The organism is Corynebacterium sanguinis, assembly GCF_007641235.1.
Taxonomy (GTDB): domain Bacteria; phylum Actinomycetota; class Actinomycetes; order Mycobacteriales; family Mycobacteriaceae; genus Corynebacterium; species Corynebacterium sanguinis.
The window spans coordinates 1,096,900-1,111,635 of sequence record NZ_CP038157.1 but is presented as its reverse complement, the minus strand read 5'-3'; the positions used below and the strand labels follow the sequence as shown (position 1 = coordinate 1,111,635).

At 64.3% G+C, this 14,736-nt stretch carries 14 protein-coding genes; 10 read left to right on the top strand and 4 right to left on the bottom strand.

Translation table 11 applies throughout. The features are described 5' to 3' along the window. Positions 1-398: 398 nt before the first annotated feature. From E3227_RS05410 to E3227_RS05375, 8 genes are all read left to right on the top strand, one after another. Positions 399-1,736, top strand: coding sequence for a M20/M25/M40 family metallo-hydrolase (locus E3227_RS05410; RefSeq protein WP_144317809.1), 1,338 nt, complete (start codon positions 399-401; stop codon positions 1,734-1,736). 394 nt (positions 1,737-2,130) lie between these two features. Next, positions 2,131-2,667 (top strand): acetyl-CoA acetyltransferase, encoded by a 537-nt coding sequence (locus E3227_RS05405; RefSeq protein ID WP_144317808.1) that lies wholly within the window; start codon positions 2,131-2,133, stop codon positions 2,665-2,667. A gap of 169 nt (positions 2,668-2,836) precedes the next feature. Next, positions 2,837-5,827, top strand: a complete 2,991-nt coding sequence (locus E3227_RS05400) for a Na+/H+ antiporter subunit A (protein WP_144317807.1) — start codon at positions 2,837-2,839, stop codon at positions 5,825-5,827. Further along, on the top strand, positions 5,828-6,322 hold the full coding sequence (locus tag E3227_RS05395) for a Na(+)/H(+) antiporter subunit C (protein WP_144317806.1): 495 nt from the start codon (positions 5,828-5,830) through the stop codon (positions 6,320-6,322). It begins immediately after the preceding gene. Further along, positions 6,315-8,075, top strand: a complete 1,761-nt coding sequence (locus E3227_RS05390; protein WP_144317805.1) for a Na+/H+ antiporter subunit D — start codon at positions 6,315-6,317, stop codon at positions 8,073-8,075. The genes E3227_RS05395 and E3227_RS05390 overlap by 8 nt, the downstream gene beginning before the upstream one ends. 7 nt (positions 8,076-8,082) lie before the next feature. After that, positions 8,083-8,583, top strand: a complete 501-nt coding sequence (locus tag E3227_RS05385) for a Na+/H+ antiporter subunit E (protein ID WP_144317804.1) — start codon at positions 8,083-8,085, stop codon at positions 8,581-8,583. Positions 8,584-8,587: 4 nt separating this feature from the next. Further along, complete coding sequence (locus E3227_RS05380; RefSeq protein ID WP_136648963.1) at positions 8,588-8,866, top strand: monovalent cation/H+ antiporter complex subunit F; 279 nt, start codon at positions 8,588-8,590, stop codon at positions 8,864-8,866. Between the two features lie 44 nt (positions 8,867-8,910). Further along, a complete protein-coding gene (locus E3227_RS05375; protein ID WP_246062883.1) occupies positions 8,911-9,219 on the top strand; it encodes a monovalent cation/H(+) antiporter subunit G in 309 nt (102 codons plus the stop codon). On the opposite strand, the gene E3227_RS05370 is transcribed toward E3227_RS05375, so the two are convergent. The 4 genes from E3227_RS05370 to E3227_RS05355 form a co-directional block, all read right to left on the bottom strand. Beyond that, entirely contained in the window at positions 9,216-10,349 is a 1,134-nt protein-coding gene (locus E3227_RS05370) for a glutamate--cysteine ligase (protein ID WP_136648965.1), read from the bottom strand. The two genes, E3227_RS05375 and E3227_RS05370, sit on opposite strands and share 4 nt — an antisense overlap. A gap of 9 nt (positions 10,350-10,358) precedes the next feature. After that, positions 10,359-11,093, bottom strand: a complete 735-nt coding sequence (locus E3227_RS05365; RefSeq protein ID WP_144317803.1) for a LytR C-terminal domain-containing protein — start codon at positions 11,091-11,093, stop codon at positions 10,359-10,361. Between the two features lie 13 nt (positions 11,094-11,106). Continuing rightward, positions 11,107-12,036, bottom strand: a complete 930-nt coding sequence (locus E3227_RS05360; RefSeq protein WP_144317802.1) for a hypothetical protein — start codon at positions 12,034-12,036, stop codon at positions 11,107-11,109. Between the two features lie 954 nt (positions 12,037-12,990). After that, on the bottom strand, positions 12,991-13,218 hold the full coding sequence (locus E3227_RS05355; RefSeq protein WP_136648968.1) for a DUF3263 domain-containing protein: 228 nt from the start codon (positions 13,216-13,218) through the stop codon (positions 12,991-12,993). Here E3227_RS05355 and E3227_RS05350 point away from each other — a divergent pair. Together E3227_RS05350 and E3227_RS05345 are read left to right on the top strand one after the other, a co-directional pair. Continuing rightward, positions 13,217-13,789 (top strand): peptide deformylase, encoded by a 573-nt coding sequence (locus tag E3227_RS05350; protein ID WP_211346257.1) that lies wholly within the window; start codon positions 13,217-13,219, stop codon positions 13,787-13,789. The two genes, E3227_RS05355 and E3227_RS05350, sit on opposite strands and share 2 nt — an antisense overlap. Next, the gene (locus E3227_RS05345) at positions 13,789-14,733 is read left to right on the top strand and encodes an N-acetylglutamate synthase, CG3035 family (RefSeq protein WP_136648970.1); all 945 of its coding nucleotides are present in this window, start codon (positions 13,789-13,791) and stop codon (positions 14,731-14,733) included. The genes E3227_RS05350 and E3227_RS05345 overlap by 1 nt, the downstream gene beginning before the upstream one ends. Positions 14,734-14,736: the final 3 nt, after the last annotated feature.

The window sequence follows — 14,736 nt, the reverse complement described above, 5'->3', positions numbered from 1 at the left end:
GTTGTTTTGGGTTGACCGTGACATCTTGGGCGGTGCAATGTCACGGTGAAGCGGTGGCAGGGTGCAAAACCCCAGGTCGGTTCTGGTTGTTTTGGGTTGACCGTGACATCTCGGGCGGTGCAATGTCACGGTGAAGCGGTGGCGGGGTGCAAAACCGCAGGTCGCCGATGACCAGGTCGGGTTGACCGTGACATCTCGGGCGGCGGAATGTCACAGTGAACCGGGCGCAGCACCCAAAACCCCAGGTTGCCGATGGCCAGGTCGGGTTGACCGTGACATCTTGAACCCCGCAATGTCACGGTGGAGCTCCCACGCGCCGCAAAACCCCAGGTCGACTGTGCCGGCCAACACCTTCACCGTGACATCTGCCGCCCTATCGCGGTGGTACTTTCGGTTTTATGACTCTTCCCACTCCCGATCGCGACCGCATCTTCGCCGACTTGTCCGCGCTCGTCTCGTTCAACTCGCCGCACTCCGTGCCCGCCCTCGCTGACTCTCACGAGGCGGCCTGCGCGTGGACCGTCACCGCGTTTGAACAGCTGGGCTTTAGCGTCGAGCGCCACCCCACGATTGACAACGCCGACACGATCATCGCTAACCGCGCAGGTGAGGAAGGCGCGCCGACCGTACTTCTCTACAGCCACTACGACGTCGTGCCCGCCGGCGACCCGGCGGCCTGGACCTCGGACCCGTTCATGCTGACCGAGCGCGCCGGCCGCTGGTACGGCCGCGGTTCCGCGGACTGCAAGGGCAACATCGCGATGCACCTGGAAGCGATCCGGCTTCTCGACGCCGCTGGCGGCACCCGCGCTAACCTCAAGGTCGTCATCGAGGGCTCCGAGGAGTTCGGCGGCCGCGGCGGGCTCGAGCGCCTCATCGAAACGTCGCCTGAGCTCTTCGCCGCCGACGTCATCCTTATCGCTGACTCCGGCAACGTCGCGGCCGGCACCCCGACCCTGACCACCCAGCTGCGCGGTGGCGCCCAGGTCGAGGTCAGCGTCACCACGCTCGAGGGCGACATCCACTCCGGCAGCTTCGGCGGCGCCGCCCCGGATGCTGCGGACGCGCTGGTGCGCATCGCCAGCTCGCTTTTCGACGAGCACGGGCGCACCACGATCGACGGCGTCGACTGCTTCGGTAAGTGGGAAGGCGACGCCTACGACCGCGACATCTTCCGCCACGACGCCGGCGTGCTCGAAGGCGTACAAATCTATGGCACGGTTGACGACGAGCCCGCCGACATGGTGTGGGCTCGCCCCGCCGTGACGATGATCGGGTTCACCTCCCGGCCCGTCGCGGAAGCACTCAACGCTGTCAACGCTCACGCCAGCGCGCAGTTCAACCTGCGCGTGCCGGCGGGGATGAGCGCTGCGGAGACTGTCGAGAAGCTTGAAGAGCACATCCTCGCCCACACTCCATGGGGCGCTCAGGTCAACGTCGAAATCTCCCAGGTCAACGAGCCGTTCGCGACCGACATCACCGGTCCCGCGATCACGCTTCTCGGTGAAAGCCTCAAGGAGGCCTACGGCGAGAACTCGCTGGCTGTCGTCGGCTCTGGCGGGTCGATCCCTCTGACGACGACGCTGCAGGAGCACTTCCCCGACGCCGAAATTGCCCTGTACGGCGTGGAAGAACCGATGTGCGGCATCCACGGTGTCGACGAATCTGTCGACCCGACCGAAATCGAGCGCATCGCTGTCGCCGAGGCGCAGTTCCTGCTCGAGTACGGGGCGTAGGCTTTATTTTGGGGAGGAGCTCAGCGTGAATAGAGCTTCTTAACGCGCTCCTAATGCGCTGGGGTCTTCGTTGGGAAGAGCTCAGCGTTAAAACAGCCCCAAAGCGCGCCCGAAGCACTCTGACATCTTCACCCCGAAGAGCTCAACATGCGCGAAAAACCGGAGCGTCTCCCCTGCTACCGCCCCAAAACGCCAAACATGTTGCATGGGCTACGCCAAAGTACTACTGTGATTCGCATGACACGAGCAGTCCTCCTTGTACGCCTAGTAGATAAGGCTACGCACCCCGGCCACAGTTAGCCGGCCTTTGTGGTACGGGGCAGTAGTCGCTAGGGCAACCCAGATTCAAGGACCGGCCTAACCCCGTACCCCTCACACGAAGGACACCGGCACAATGGCTCCGACTGTCACCAGTACTGCTCCCTCCACGCGATTTACTACCGCTTTTGCCCCGACCGAGGATCGCGACCCGTTCCAGATCCGCTTCGAAATTGATCAGAAGCTGCCGAAGGAACTGCGCGCGGAAGCCCAGGGCATGGACTGGGGCCTTTTCAAGGCCACCTACGCTCCGACCCCGACGATGCACATCGGGCTGACGAACATCGAGAAGCTGAACTGGAGCGATCACCACTACACCGCGGAGATCACCCACACCTCCAAGACCAAGTCGCCTTCGACCTCTGTTTGCGAAGTCATAGCAACCGGCCCGACCGCCGCAATCAGCGAGATCCTGAGCACCAACGGGCGCTACGTCGAAATCCTGGCGTTCCATCAGATCAACCTGTTCGAAGCCACCCTGACCTGCGTCAAAGTTGCGCACCAGGTCAACCACAACCGCACTGCATGGGCCGTCGGGTTCGGCCACAGCCCCGCGCACTCCATCGCCGCGGCCCTGTCCTCGGGCGCGCAGCGCATCTACGGCAACTTTTAAGAACTGGTAACCTAATCTACGTTGGTTGGCCGCGCCGCTTTTACGGCAGTTGAACCATTGCCGTAGACGCCGCCACTCGAAACCGCTCCGAGCCCCAACTCGGAGGGCATAATGTAGCGGGCGCAGCCCCCTGTCCCGTCCATATAGATAATGAGGAGGGGTACGCGTTGTGCTAACTCTACTGGTAGCGCTGATTGTCGCGTCCGTCGTCGCCCCCATTTTGCTGCGGCTCATCGGGCGTATCACGTTCGTAATCGTCGCCTTGGTCCCGCTCGCCGGCTTCGTATGGGTCGCGAGCCTGTTCCATAAAGGAGTCTTCGCCGCCGGCGGCGAAATCCTCGCGTCGTACGAGTGGATGCCCATCGCGCACCTCAACCTGGATTTCCGCCTCGACGCTCTATCAGGTTTATTCAGCCTCATCGTGCTCGGCTGCGGCGCGCTCGTGCTGTTCTACTGCTGGGGTTACTTCGACTCCAACCCGCGACGCCTCGCCGTCTTCGGCGCACAGCTGGCCATGTTCGCCATGGTGATGTACGGGCTCATCATCTCCGACAACTTCCTGTTGATGTATGTCTTCTGGGAGCTGACGTCGGTGCTGTCGTACCTGTTGGTCTCCTACTACGGTGAACGAGCGTCGTCACGCCGCGCCGCGCTGCAAGCCCTGATGGTGACCACTTTCGGCGGCCTCGCCATGCTGGTGGGCATCATCTTGTTCGGCCACCAGACGGATATCTGGCGGCTATCCGAGATCGCGCAGTTCGGCAACCTAGCAGCGACGCCGGGAATCGCGGCCGCGATCGTGCTCATCATGCTCGGCGCCCTGACGAAGGCGGCACAGGCGCCGTTCCACTTCTGGCTGCCCGGTGCGATGGCCGCGCCGACCCCAGTCTCCGCCTACCTGCACTCCGCTGCCATGGTCAAGGCCGGCATCTACATCGTCGCCCGCCTCGCGCCCGACATGGCCGCCGTGCCGACCTGGCACATCGTGGTGTGCGGCACCGGAATCTTCACCATGTTGCTCGGCGGCTGGATGGCGCTCAAACAGAAGGATCTGAAGCTGATCCTCGCCTACGGCACGGTCTCACAGCTCGGCTTCATCATCAGCGTGATCGGCATCGGTTCGCGCGAGGCGACGATGGCGGGTTTGGCGCTGACCATCGGGCACTCCCTGTTCAAGGCAGCGCTGTTCATGGTCGTCGGCGCGATCGACCACACCACGGGCACCCGCGATATCCGTAAGCTCTCCGGCCTGGGCAAGAAGGAGCCGCTGCTTGCGGCGCTGGCGATTATCTCCGCCGCATCCATGGCCGGCATCCCACCGTTGTTCGGATTCGTGGCCAAGGAAGCCGCGCTGGAAGCCGTCCTGCACGAGGAGCTGCTCCGCGGCATGCCCGGTTACATGCTGCTCACCGGCCTGGTCGTCGGCTCGATCCTCACCATGGCGTACTCACTGTACTTCGTCTTCGGGGCATTTTCCACCAAGGAACCTGGCGTCTCCGAAGCCGTCGAGAAGATGCACCCGATCGGCCCGTCGCTGTGGCTCTCCCCGGCGATTCTGACGGTGTTCACCGCGTTCCTCGGCCCGTTCCCGGGGTGGATCAGCGGCGCCTTCAACGACTATCTTGACGTCCGCTTCCCCGATACGGAAGGCAAGGAGCTCGCGCTGTGGCACGGGATCACCATCCCGCTGCTGCTAACCGCCGTGATCATCGCCGGCGGCTCCATCATGTACTGGCAGCGCCAGCTTGTCGCCGGAGCCCAGTTCGAGCGCCCAGCGCTTGGCGACGCCAACGCGGTGTGGGACAACATCGTCCGCGCCCTGAGCATCACATCGCTGCGCCTGACCGCCTCCACCCAGCGCGGTTCGCTGACGTTCAACCTTGCGACCATCTTCCTGGTTCTCGCCGTCGTGCCGCTCGGCGCGATGATTCTCGGTGAGTCCAACGACATCCGCATCATCGTCTGGGACACCCCGTGGCAAGCACTGACCTCCGTTTTGCTCTGCCTGATCGCGGTCGCCGCCGTGTTCCAACGCAACCGCCTCTCCGGCGTCATCCTGGTGGGCCTGACTGGTTTTTCCACCGCGCTGCTCTTCGCCATGCACGGCGCCCCTGACCTGGCGTTGACCCAGATCCTGGTGGAGACGATCCTGATGGTGATTTTCATGCTGGTGCTGCGAAAGCTGCCCGCCAACCTGGAGCCGCGCCGCGACTCGGATGTGCGCCTGCGCGCCTGGCTCGCGATCGGCACCGGTGTGTCCGTCGTGATCGTGGCCATGACCGCGATTTCCTCCCGCATTGCGGAGCCTGTCTCCAACGCGATGCCCGAACTGGCCTACGAGATCGGGCACGGCCGCAACGTTGTCAACGTGCTGCTGGTTGACCTGCGCGCGTTCGACACATTCGGCGAGATCACGGTCATCGCGATCGCCGCGACGGGTGTGGCCAGCCTGATTTTCGGCACGGGCGAGTTCCACCGGCCGTCGAGACGCCCAGTGCTCTCGACAACCGTCCCACGCTGGCTGTCCTCGCAGGTCGGCACCGAAACCGAGCAGAACCGCCACATCATGGTGCTGGTTTCTTCGCGCATCCTCTTCCCCTCGATGATGCTGCTGTCGGCCTACTTCTTCTTCTCCGGCCACAACGCACCGGGCGGCGGGTTCGCCGGTGGCCTCGTCGCCGCGCTCGCCTTCGCGCTGCGCTACCTCGCAGGCGGACGCAAGGAAGTCGAAGACGCGCTACCGGTCAACCCCGAGGCGATCCTGGGCACCGGCCTAATTCTGTCTTCCTCGGCGGTTGTCATCCCGATGTTCTTCGGCTTACCGCCGCTGACCACCGCCTACATCGCCCCCGAGGTGCCGCTGATCGGCTCGGTGTCCCTGCCGTCCGCGCTGCTTTTCGACGCTGGCGTCTACGTCATCGTCATCGGCCTGATCATGCACATCCTCAACTCCGTCGGCGGGTACCTCGACCGCGAAGAAGAGGACCGCAAGGCACGCGCCCGCCAGCGTGCGCGCGAACTTCTGCAGAAGAACGAGAAGCGCCGCGCCGAGCAGCGTTCGAGGCGCGCGGCGCGGTTGCCCGATGGCGCTGGCTTAAGCGGCGGCGCGCTTGTCGACGCCCCCCAGCGCACCAGCACACTAGAGAGCAAAGGAGACTAAATGGCTGCCAACCTGTTCCTGCTCATCGCAGCCGGCGTTCTGATCTCCGCCGGGGTCTACCTCCTGCTGGACCGCGCGATGACCCGCATGATCATGGGCATCATGCTGCTCGGCAACGGCGCCAACCTGCTCATCCTGCAGGCTGGCGGCCAGGCCGGGTCACCACCGATCACCGGCCGCACCACGGAGCGCTACCAGGACGACATGGCGGATCCGCTCTCCCAGGCGATGATCCTGACCGCGATCGTGATTTCCATGGCGATGGTGTCTTTCATGCTCGCGTTGGCGTACCGCCAATTCCGTTACCGCGTGGATGACCTGATTGCGCCGGACGAAGAGGACAGGGCCGTTGCGGCGCGACCGACGACCGCGTCGGCGCAGCCCGACCACGACGCCTCCGCAGATCCCCACACCGGGCGCACCAGCGCGCTCGGCGACAACTTTGGGCCCCGCTCCTTTGAAGAACCCGTGAGAGGGGCCGACCAAGATGACTGAGTCTTTCCAAAGCTACGCGCAGTGGCTACTGCCCGCAGTGGCCTACCTCATTCCGGTCCCGGTCCTGCTGCCGGCGGTTGCGGCGGCGCTGATCCTGCTCTCGGGCAGGAAGCTTGCGCTGCAGCGCACGATCGCGTTTCTCACGCTGCTCACGCTCGCCTTTGTCGCGGCGTCGCTGCTGATCGTGACCACGACCTACGGCATTCAAACCCTCCAGCTCGGCGGGTGGGACGCACCGATCGGCATCACGCTGGTCGCGGACCGGCTCTCAGCAATCATGCTGCTCGTCTCCGCGATCGTGCTGTTCGCCGTGATGTGGTTCGGCATTGCCCAGGGTTTGCGCGACGGCAACGAGGACGACCCCGTGGCCGTCTTCCTGCCGACCTACATGCTGTTAACCATGGGCGTGAACCTGGCATTTCTCGCCGGGGACCTGTTCAACCTCTACGTCGGCTTTGAGATCTTCCTCGTTGCCTCCTACGTCCTGCTCACCCTGGGCGCGACCGCCTCGCGTGTCCGGGCCGGAATTGGCTACGTGATGGTCTCGATGGCGTCGTCCATGATCTTCCTTATCGCCCTGGCCCTGATCTACGCCTCGGTGGGAACGGTGAATATGGCACACGCGGGCATGCGCATGGAGGAACTGCCGGAGGGAACGCGCGCCGCGATCTTTGCGACGCTGCTGGTTGCGTTCGGCATCAAGGCCGCCGCGTTCCCCCTCGACGCGTGGTTGCCCGACTCGTATCCCAGCGCGGCCTCCCTTGTCACGGCCGTGTTCGCGGGCCTGCTGACCAAGGTCGGTGTCTACGCGATCATCCGCATGCGCTCCGTCGTATTCACCGATGGGTCACTGGACACGATGCTGATGTGGGTCGCTCTGGCGACGATGATCATGGGCATCATGGGCGCCCTGGCCCAGAACCAGATCAAACGTCTGCTCTCGTTTACCCTGGTCAGCCACATCGGCTACATGCTCTTTGGTATCGCGCTGGGCTCGGTCGCGGGCTGGGGCGGGGCGATCTTCTACGCAGTGCACCACATTTTGATCCAGACGACGCTGTTCCTGGTGGTCAGCCTAATTGAGCGCCACTCGGGAAGCTCGCAGCTCAGGCGTCTGGGTTCCATGATCTACACCGCCCCGGTGATCGCGATCCTGTTCTTCATCCCGGCAATGAACATGGGTGGCATCCCGCCGTTCTCCGGGTTTTTGGGCAAGGTCCTACTCATCGAGGCCGGCGCGATGGAAGGTACCTGGCTCGCGTGGACGCTGATCGTCGGCACGGTTGTCACCTCGCTGCTGACGCTCTACACCATGATCCTGGTGTTCTCCAAGGGCTTTTTGCGCGACCGTGCCGACGCCCCCGAGGGCCACCTGGCGGTGGACCGGCCGGCGTCCCTGTCCGGCAAGCACTCCGAGGTGACCGTCGAGGAACGCGATCACGCAGGCCGCATCCCCACGGGCATGCTCTTGTCGACGATCCTGCTCATCGCGACGTCACTGTCCCTGACGGTGTTCGCCGGCCCCTTTGCCGAGATGACCGATCAGGCCGCATCGTCGATTAAAGACACGACGATTTACCGGGAGGCCGTCCTGCGGCCGGGCTTCGAGGAGCCGACGCGCACCCTCGACCGCACTACGATGCCAGTAGAGGGAAGCGATGCTGCCGACGCGAACAGGGAGTCGTCTCCTTCCGGGGTCACCACCGTCCCGGTTCCCCGGCCAGCGCCCAACGACGCAGCGGCAAAGGAGTAGATAACCCATGACCGGACTCAGAACTCGCTTCCACGCGCTTTTTGTGCTGTGGCTGACCATCATGTGGGTCTTGCTCATGGGCGAGATCAGCATCGGCAACATCGTCGCCGGGTTCCTGCTCGGCAGCGCGATAGTGCTCTTTCTGCCCATGCCCCGGGTGCCGCGCGGCAACCACGGCGTGCGGTGGACGAAGCTGTTGACGTTTATTCTGCGGTGGATCGCGGACCTCATGGTCGCCTCCGCAAAGGTTGCCTGGCTGGCCCTTCGCCCGCAGTCCCCACCCAAGAGTGCAATCCTGCAGGTCCCGATGCGTGTGTCCAATGACCTCATCTTGTACTTGGCCACCTGCGCCTACAATCTGCAGCCCGGCGGGTCCGTCAGCGACATCGACGTGGCCAACCGCATATGGACAATCCACGTCCTTGACGCCAACGACGTCGAGCGTGAAAAAGACAGCGTCGCCCGCCTGGAGCAGGACATGATCGAAATTTTCGAGAGTAAGGGCTAGAACGATGGATCCGACTATCTACAACATCTTTCTGGGCATCGCCGCCGCAGCCTTGGTCGTTGGCTTCTTCACCATCGCCTGGCGCGTCGTCGTCGGCCCGAACTCGCTCGACCGCGCGATCGGCAACGACGCCATTGCCGCGTCTCTGCAATGCGTTTTGGCCCTGTACATTTGTTGGTCGCTGGACACCACCGTGGTCAACGTGATGATCGTCATCGCGCTGCTCGGCTTCATCGCGTCTGCCGCGATCGCCCGCTTCCACAAGAAGGATGATGCACTGTGATTACCGACGTCATCTCGCTGATTTTCATCCTCCCCGGCGCCTTCATGGTGCTCTCCGCCGCGGTCGGCGCGGTGCGCTTCCGCTCCACCATGGCCCGCATCCACGCGATCACGAAGCCGCAGACCACCGGGCTGGTTCTCATGGTCGTCGGCACGCTCATCCGACTCATTGGCGCGGAGGACTTCAGCTTCCACGAGCGCGGCGACATCGGCATTCTCATCCTGCTGACAATCTTCGCCCTGATGACTAGCCCAGTGACCGCGCAGCGCCTCGGCCGCGTCGCCCGCCTCGAGGGGTTGTACGGCGACGAGGACGAGCTCACCGTGAATCAAAACCCGGCGCGCAACCCCTAATCCCACGTTAGGGTGGTCAGCTCGTCGCAGGTCAGGTCGACGGCGGGCTTCCAGTCACGGTGGACGTCGTAAAGCCTGCGCTGGCGCTGGTAACCCGCGCCGCGCTCGAGGATTTCCAGCACGAGGTTGAGCTCGTCGACGCAGCCTAGCTGCTTAGCGACGGGTGTGAGCTCGTCGACGAGATCGACCAGCTCTTCACTCACCCAGCGCTCATCGGTGTTGCGGCTGGTGATCACGAGCGCCTCCATGCCGTAGCGCGCCCCACGCCATTTGTTTTCCGCCACGTGCCATGGCTGCAGGATCGGCAGCTCCTCGCCCCGATCAATCATCTGGTCGAAGTGGACCACCAGGCAGTGCGTCAGCGCGGCGATGCCGGCGAGCTCGCGCAGGTTGGAGGTGGCGTCCGAGATGCGGACCTCGATCGTGCCCCACTTCGCGGCGGGGCGGACGTCGAAATGCATGCTGCCGGTGTGGTTGATCACCCCTGAGGTCTGCTGGTCGTGCATGAACTGCACCCACTCGTCCCAGGTGGTGAACTGGTACGGCATGCCCGCGGTGGGAAGCTGCTGGTAGAGCATGGTGCGGTTCGACGCGTAGCCGGTATCGATCCCGTCCCAGCCCGGGCTGGACGCCGAAATCGCGAGCAGGTGCGGGTACTTGGTCATCACCGCGTTGATGATCGGCCACACGCGGTCCTCGTGGCGGATGCCGATGTGGCAGTGAATGCCCCACAGCAGCATCTGCTGACCCCAGTACTGGGTGCGGTTGATGATCTCCTTGTAAGTAATCTTCGGGCTCAGCGGCTGCCGCCGGAAATCCGAAAACGGGTGCCCGCCCGAGGCCCATAGGCGCAGGTTCTCCTCCTCCGCCACCTCGCGCACCTTCTGGGTGGCGTCGCTTAAGAAACGCACCGCCTCGCCCGCGTTGGCGCACACCGGGGTGACCAGCTCGATGGTGTTCTGCAGAAACTCACGCTCGAGGTGCAGGTCGGGGTGGCGGGCGGTGACCTCGTCGATCACCTCCGCGGCGCGGGGCACCAGGTCTCGGGTGTCGGGGTCAACGAGACAGATCTCCCACTCGACGCCTAGCGTCTGATTGGGAGACCTTGCGAAATCGCGGAACGGATCCATGCAGTGATTCTAACCGGCGAGCACGACAGACACCGCCTCGCGGTTCCCGCGCACCTCGGCCGGCAGCGACGCGCCCTGCGGCACCTCGTTGATCGGCTTCGCCACTCCGCTGACCTGCCGGGCCACCTCAGCCGCGACCTGGTCCGCGCCGCTAATCGACGGGTCGTAGAACACCGTGGTCTCCGGGAAAATACCGTACTGCTGCTCGGGCAGATTCATCGCCGTCGAGTCCGCACTGCGGTTAGCAACGTTGTACTGCGGCGCGAGCTGGTCCGCTGTCGAACCGGCCGCGCCCGGGTTCGGCGAGTTGTTGTAGACGAACACCTGGGCGTTCTCGCGCGTCAGGGCCGGGGCGATTGCGGGTGCTTCCTGCTCCGGGCGGTTTGCGGGTGCTTCTTGCGCCGGCGGCTGGGCGCCTTCGGGTGCTGGCGCTTCGCTACCGGTGGCCTGCGGTGCCGTGTTTTGCGGTGCGGTGTTCTGCGGGGCCGTGTTTTGCGGCATGGTGGTCTGCGGCGCTGCGTTGGTGCCCGCATTGTCGTTTTGAGTCAGCGCGTAGATGCCCCAGAGCAGCAGAATCGCGGCCACGGCGATGAGGATCATCGCCAGACCGCGCTTGGGGATACCTCCCGCCGCGGCAGCGGTTGCCCCACCGGCAGGGGCGGGCGCCGCGTCGTCGCTGCGGTGCGAGCCACGGTACTCGTCGACCTCGTCGTGGTATTCATTCCCAGGATTCACATTAGTCACATCCGACACATTATTACCTTAGTGCGGTGTTGCGTAATTGCGACGCGCCGGACTCCAACGTGGACCGGACCTCCGCCAACACCCGGCGAGGTTCGCGCCGCAGCTCCTCCGGGCGGTAGCGCATAAACGCGAACCCCAAATTTCCGATCTGCTTCTGCCGGTTGTACTCCTGAATGATCGTCTGCTCCGGATCCTGCGAATACTTCAGATCCCCGTCGATCTCCACGGCCACCCAGCCGTCGATAAGCAAGTCCACCCTGAACCCGCAAATCTCGACCTGAACCTCGATGTCGCCCACCTTCCCCCAGATAAACAGCGCGCGGGCCAGCGACTCATACGGAGACTCCGACGCCGCCGACGAATGCTCGATGCACCTGCGCACCACCGAAAGATTACGAAACCGACCCATCTTCTCCACCGCCGCAACCAAATGCCCCCGCTCAAAACCCTGGCTGCGCAGCCAATCCGCCGCAATCAACCCCTCCGCGAAACCGTGATCGCGCGCGATGTCGATAAACGTGCGCACCGGATGAGTCACTCGGACACCATGGATGACATTGTGCTGGGAAATTGGGCGGCGCCGACACACCACGCCACCTGCCGAACGGTAGGACGGAGGCACATGCGCCGACGGCAACGCGAGCTCAACCGGTTCACTCGACATCGACACAACCCACATCCCCTGCACGCGAGCGGCCGAACGCCCGACCAGCACCGCACCGTAGGAATTGCGCCCCCTCGCGAGCGCCTCGACGAAACGCATTTCGTGGAAGCGCAGCTCGGCGTGCACGTCAGCCGGCATAGCGATTTGCCTGGTCAGACACACCAGGTTGTTGCTCGTTGGGTCGAGACGCCGCGGATCCGTGCGGGACAATTTCCGCAAGTCGATCAGTTTTTCTGCCAATGGTGTGCGCCAATCCCCCTGCGCCATAGCGTTGAACATGGCCTCTTAGACTGCCGGGAGGCCCCGCGGGTTCCCCCGGTGCGGGATGTTGTTTGTTTGCGGGTGGGATGTCACGGTGAACGGTTGGTGCGGGGGTGAAACCGCTGGTTGGTGACCGGGGGTTTCCGCTGAGTGTGACATCTCGGTCTGTGGGATGTCACGGTCAACCGTTGCAGCGGGGAAAAACCCCAGGTCGGTGACTGGCCGATCCTGTTGAGTGTGACCTCTCGGCCGGTGGGATGTCACGGTCAACCGTTGCCGCAGCGCAAAACCCCAGGTCGGTGACCGGGGGTTTCCGCTGAGTGTGACATTTGGGCCGGTGCAATGTCACGGTCAACCACTGCGCAACCGAAAAACCGCAGGTCGGAGACTGGCTGACCCCGTTGAGTGTGACATCCCGGCGAGTGCAATGTCACGGTCAACGGTTGCAACGGGTCAAAACCCCAGGTCGGTGACTGGCCGATCCCGCTGACCGTGACATCTCAGCCGGTGGAATGACACGGTCAACCGTTGCTGCGGTGTAAAACCCCAGGTCGGAAACCGGCCGATCCCGCTGACCGTGACATCTCAGCCGGTGGAATGACACGGTCAACCGTTGCTGCGGTGTAAAACCCCAGGTCACCAACCACCCAACACCGCTGACCGTGACATCTCAGCCGGTGCAATGTCACGGTCAACGGTTGCAGCGGGGCAAAACCCCAGGTCGGAAACCGGCCGATCCCGCTGAGTGTGACATCTCGGCCGGTGGGATGTCACAGTCAACCACCGCGCAGCCACAAAATCCCAGGTCGGCGACCCACTGATCCCGTTGACCGTGACATCCCGGCGAGTGCAATGTCACGGTCAACGGTTGCAACGGGGCAAAACCCCAGGTCACCAACCACCCAACACCGCTGACCGTGAAATCCCACCCACCCAAATGTCACGGTCAACCTCGCATAAACTACCGCACCCCTACCGGCTATCCCGCACCCGCTGCAACCGCCGCACCAGCTGCGGCCGCGCCGCCAGCGCATCGGCGGAGTCCAGCAGAACGTTGAGTCGCTGGTAGTAGCGGATGGGGGTAAGGCCCAGGCGGGATCGGATTGCGTCTTCTTTGGCGCCGACGGACCTGGGGGCGGAGGCTTCGAAGTCCAGGAGCGTGAGGTCGGCGTCGCTAAGCATGCTTAATATATTAAGCATGACAATTCGACCCATCGTGATCCACGGCGACCCGGTGTTGCACGAGCCGACGAAGCCGGTCGAGCAGCCGGTCGCCGAGCTGCAGGAACTGATCGCGGACATGCACGAGACTATGGACGCCGCGTACGGCGTCGGGCTGGCGGCGAACCAGGTTGGTGTTCCGCTGCGGCTGTTCGTTTACCACTGCCCCGACGGCGAACAGATGCGCCGCGGCACCGTGATCAACCCGGTGCTGGAGACCTCCGAGGTTCCCAAAACCATGCCGCGTGACGACGGCGAAGACGACGAGGGCTGCCTGTCCGTGCCGGGCGAGTCGTGGCCCACCAACCGCGCGAGCTGGGCGAAGGTCACCGGCCTGGACGAGAACGGCAACGAAGTCGTGGTGGAAGGCGAAGGGTTTTTCGCCCGCTGCCTGCAGCACGAGGTGGGCCACCTCGACGGGTTCGTCTACACCGACGTGCTCACCGGCCGCTACAAGCGCGAGGCGAAGCGCGTGATCCGCGACAACGAGTGGAACATCCCGGGCCGCACCTGGCTACCGGGCACCGACGAAGACCCGTTCGGCCACTGATGAGCCGGTTTTTCCGCTCGGACGACATCGCGCCGGGCGATCGGGTGGTGGTGCGCCAGCGCATCGGCGAGCACGCCAGCGACGTCATCGGCCACGTCCTCTCGCTCGATCCGCTGGTGATTCGCCCGCAGGAGGTCGGCGGGTTCCCGTCGTTCAAAGACGCGATTGAGATCGACAACGTCCACATCGTGAAGAAGCTGTCGCCGCGCACGGTGCGCAACAGCGACATCCGCGCCGTCGAGGTCGCCTACGCCAAAGCCTTCCCCGGCCAGGAGCAGCGGCTTGTCGACGGCTGGCTCGCGCGCGCCGGAGCCGACATCGCAGAGCGCTCCAACTCAGCAACCCCGATCGGTTACTCGGCGGGCTTCAACCCGGTGCCGCTGGAGGAGCTCACCGATTTCTACCGGCAGCGCGGCAAGCCGCTGCAGCTGCTGATCCCGGAGCGCATTGGCAAGCCGGTACTGAAAATCCTCACGCCGCAGTGGAAGCTTGGCGAGGAGATTCTGGTGATGACGCGGCACCTCGACGGCGGGGAGATCGCCGCGGACTTCGAAGTGCTGGATACCCCCGATGAGGCCTGGCTGTCGATGTACCACTTCCGCGGCCAGCCGCTTCCCGCCGACGCGATCCGCCCCATCGACGGGCGCATCGCGTACGCCCGCCTCACCCGCGACGGCGATACGGTGGCCGTGACCAGGGCAACCCTCACCGAGTCCGAAGACGGGCGCGTGTGGCTGGGTTACTCCGCGGTTGAGGTCGCGCCCGCGCTGCGCCGCCGCGGCCTGGGCACCGCGCTCGGGGCGGCGCTTATGGCGTGGGGCGCGTCCCACGGCGCCGACGAGGCCTACCTGCACGTGCGCGCGGGCAACGCCGCGGCGATCGGGTTGTACCAGAAGCTGGGTTTTGTGGAACACCATCGGCAGCGCTACGCCCTCCTGGGTTAGTGT

Coding starts and splice junctions, on each gene's coding strand:
- E3227_RS05410 (WP_144317809.1), top strand. CDS start 399: ATGACTCTTCCCACTCCCGATCGCGACCGCATCTTCGCCGACTTGTCC.
- E3227_RS05405 (WP_144317808.1), top strand. CDS start 2,131: ATGGCTCCGACTGTCACCAGTACTGCTCCCTCCACGCGATTTACTACC.
- E3227_RS05395 (WP_144317806.1), top strand. CDS start 5,828: ATGGCTGCCAACCTGTTCCTGCTCATCGCAGCCGGCGTTCTGATCTCC.
- E3227_RS05390 (WP_144317805.1), top strand. CDS start 6,315: ATGACTGAGTCTTTCCAAAGCTACGCGCAGTGGCTACTGCCCGCAGTG.
- E3227_RS05385 (WP_144317804.1), top strand. CDS start 8,083: ATGACCGGACTCAGAACTCGCTTCCACGCGCTTTTTGTGCTGTGGCTG.
- E3227_RS05380 (WP_136648963.1), top strand. CDS start 8,588: ATGGATCCGACTATCTACAACATCTTTCTGGGCATCGCCGCCGCAGCC.
- E3227_RS05375 (WP_246062883.1), top strand. CDS start 8,911: ATGGTGCTCTCCGCCGCGGTCGGCGCGGTGCGCTTCCGCTCCACCATG.
- E3227_RS05370 (WP_136648965.1), bottom strand. CDS start 10,349: ATGGATCCGTTCCGCGATTTCGCAAGGTCTCCCAATCAGACGCTAGGC.
- E3227_RS05360 (WP_144317802.1), bottom strand. CDS start 12,036: ATGTTCAACGCTATGGCGCAGGGGGATTGGCGCACACCATTGGCAGAA.
- E3227_RS05350 (WP_211346257.1), top strand. CDS start 13,217: ATGACAATTCGACCCATCGTGATCCACGGCGACCCGGTGTTGCACGAG.
- E3227_RS05355 (WP_136648968.1), bottom strand. CDS start 13,218: ATGCTTAATATATTAAGCATGCTTAGCGACGCCGACCTCACGCTCCTG.
- E3227_RS05345 (WP_136648970.1), top strand. CDS start 13,789: ATGAGCCGGTTTTTCCGCTCGGACGACATCGCGCCGGGCGATCGGGTG.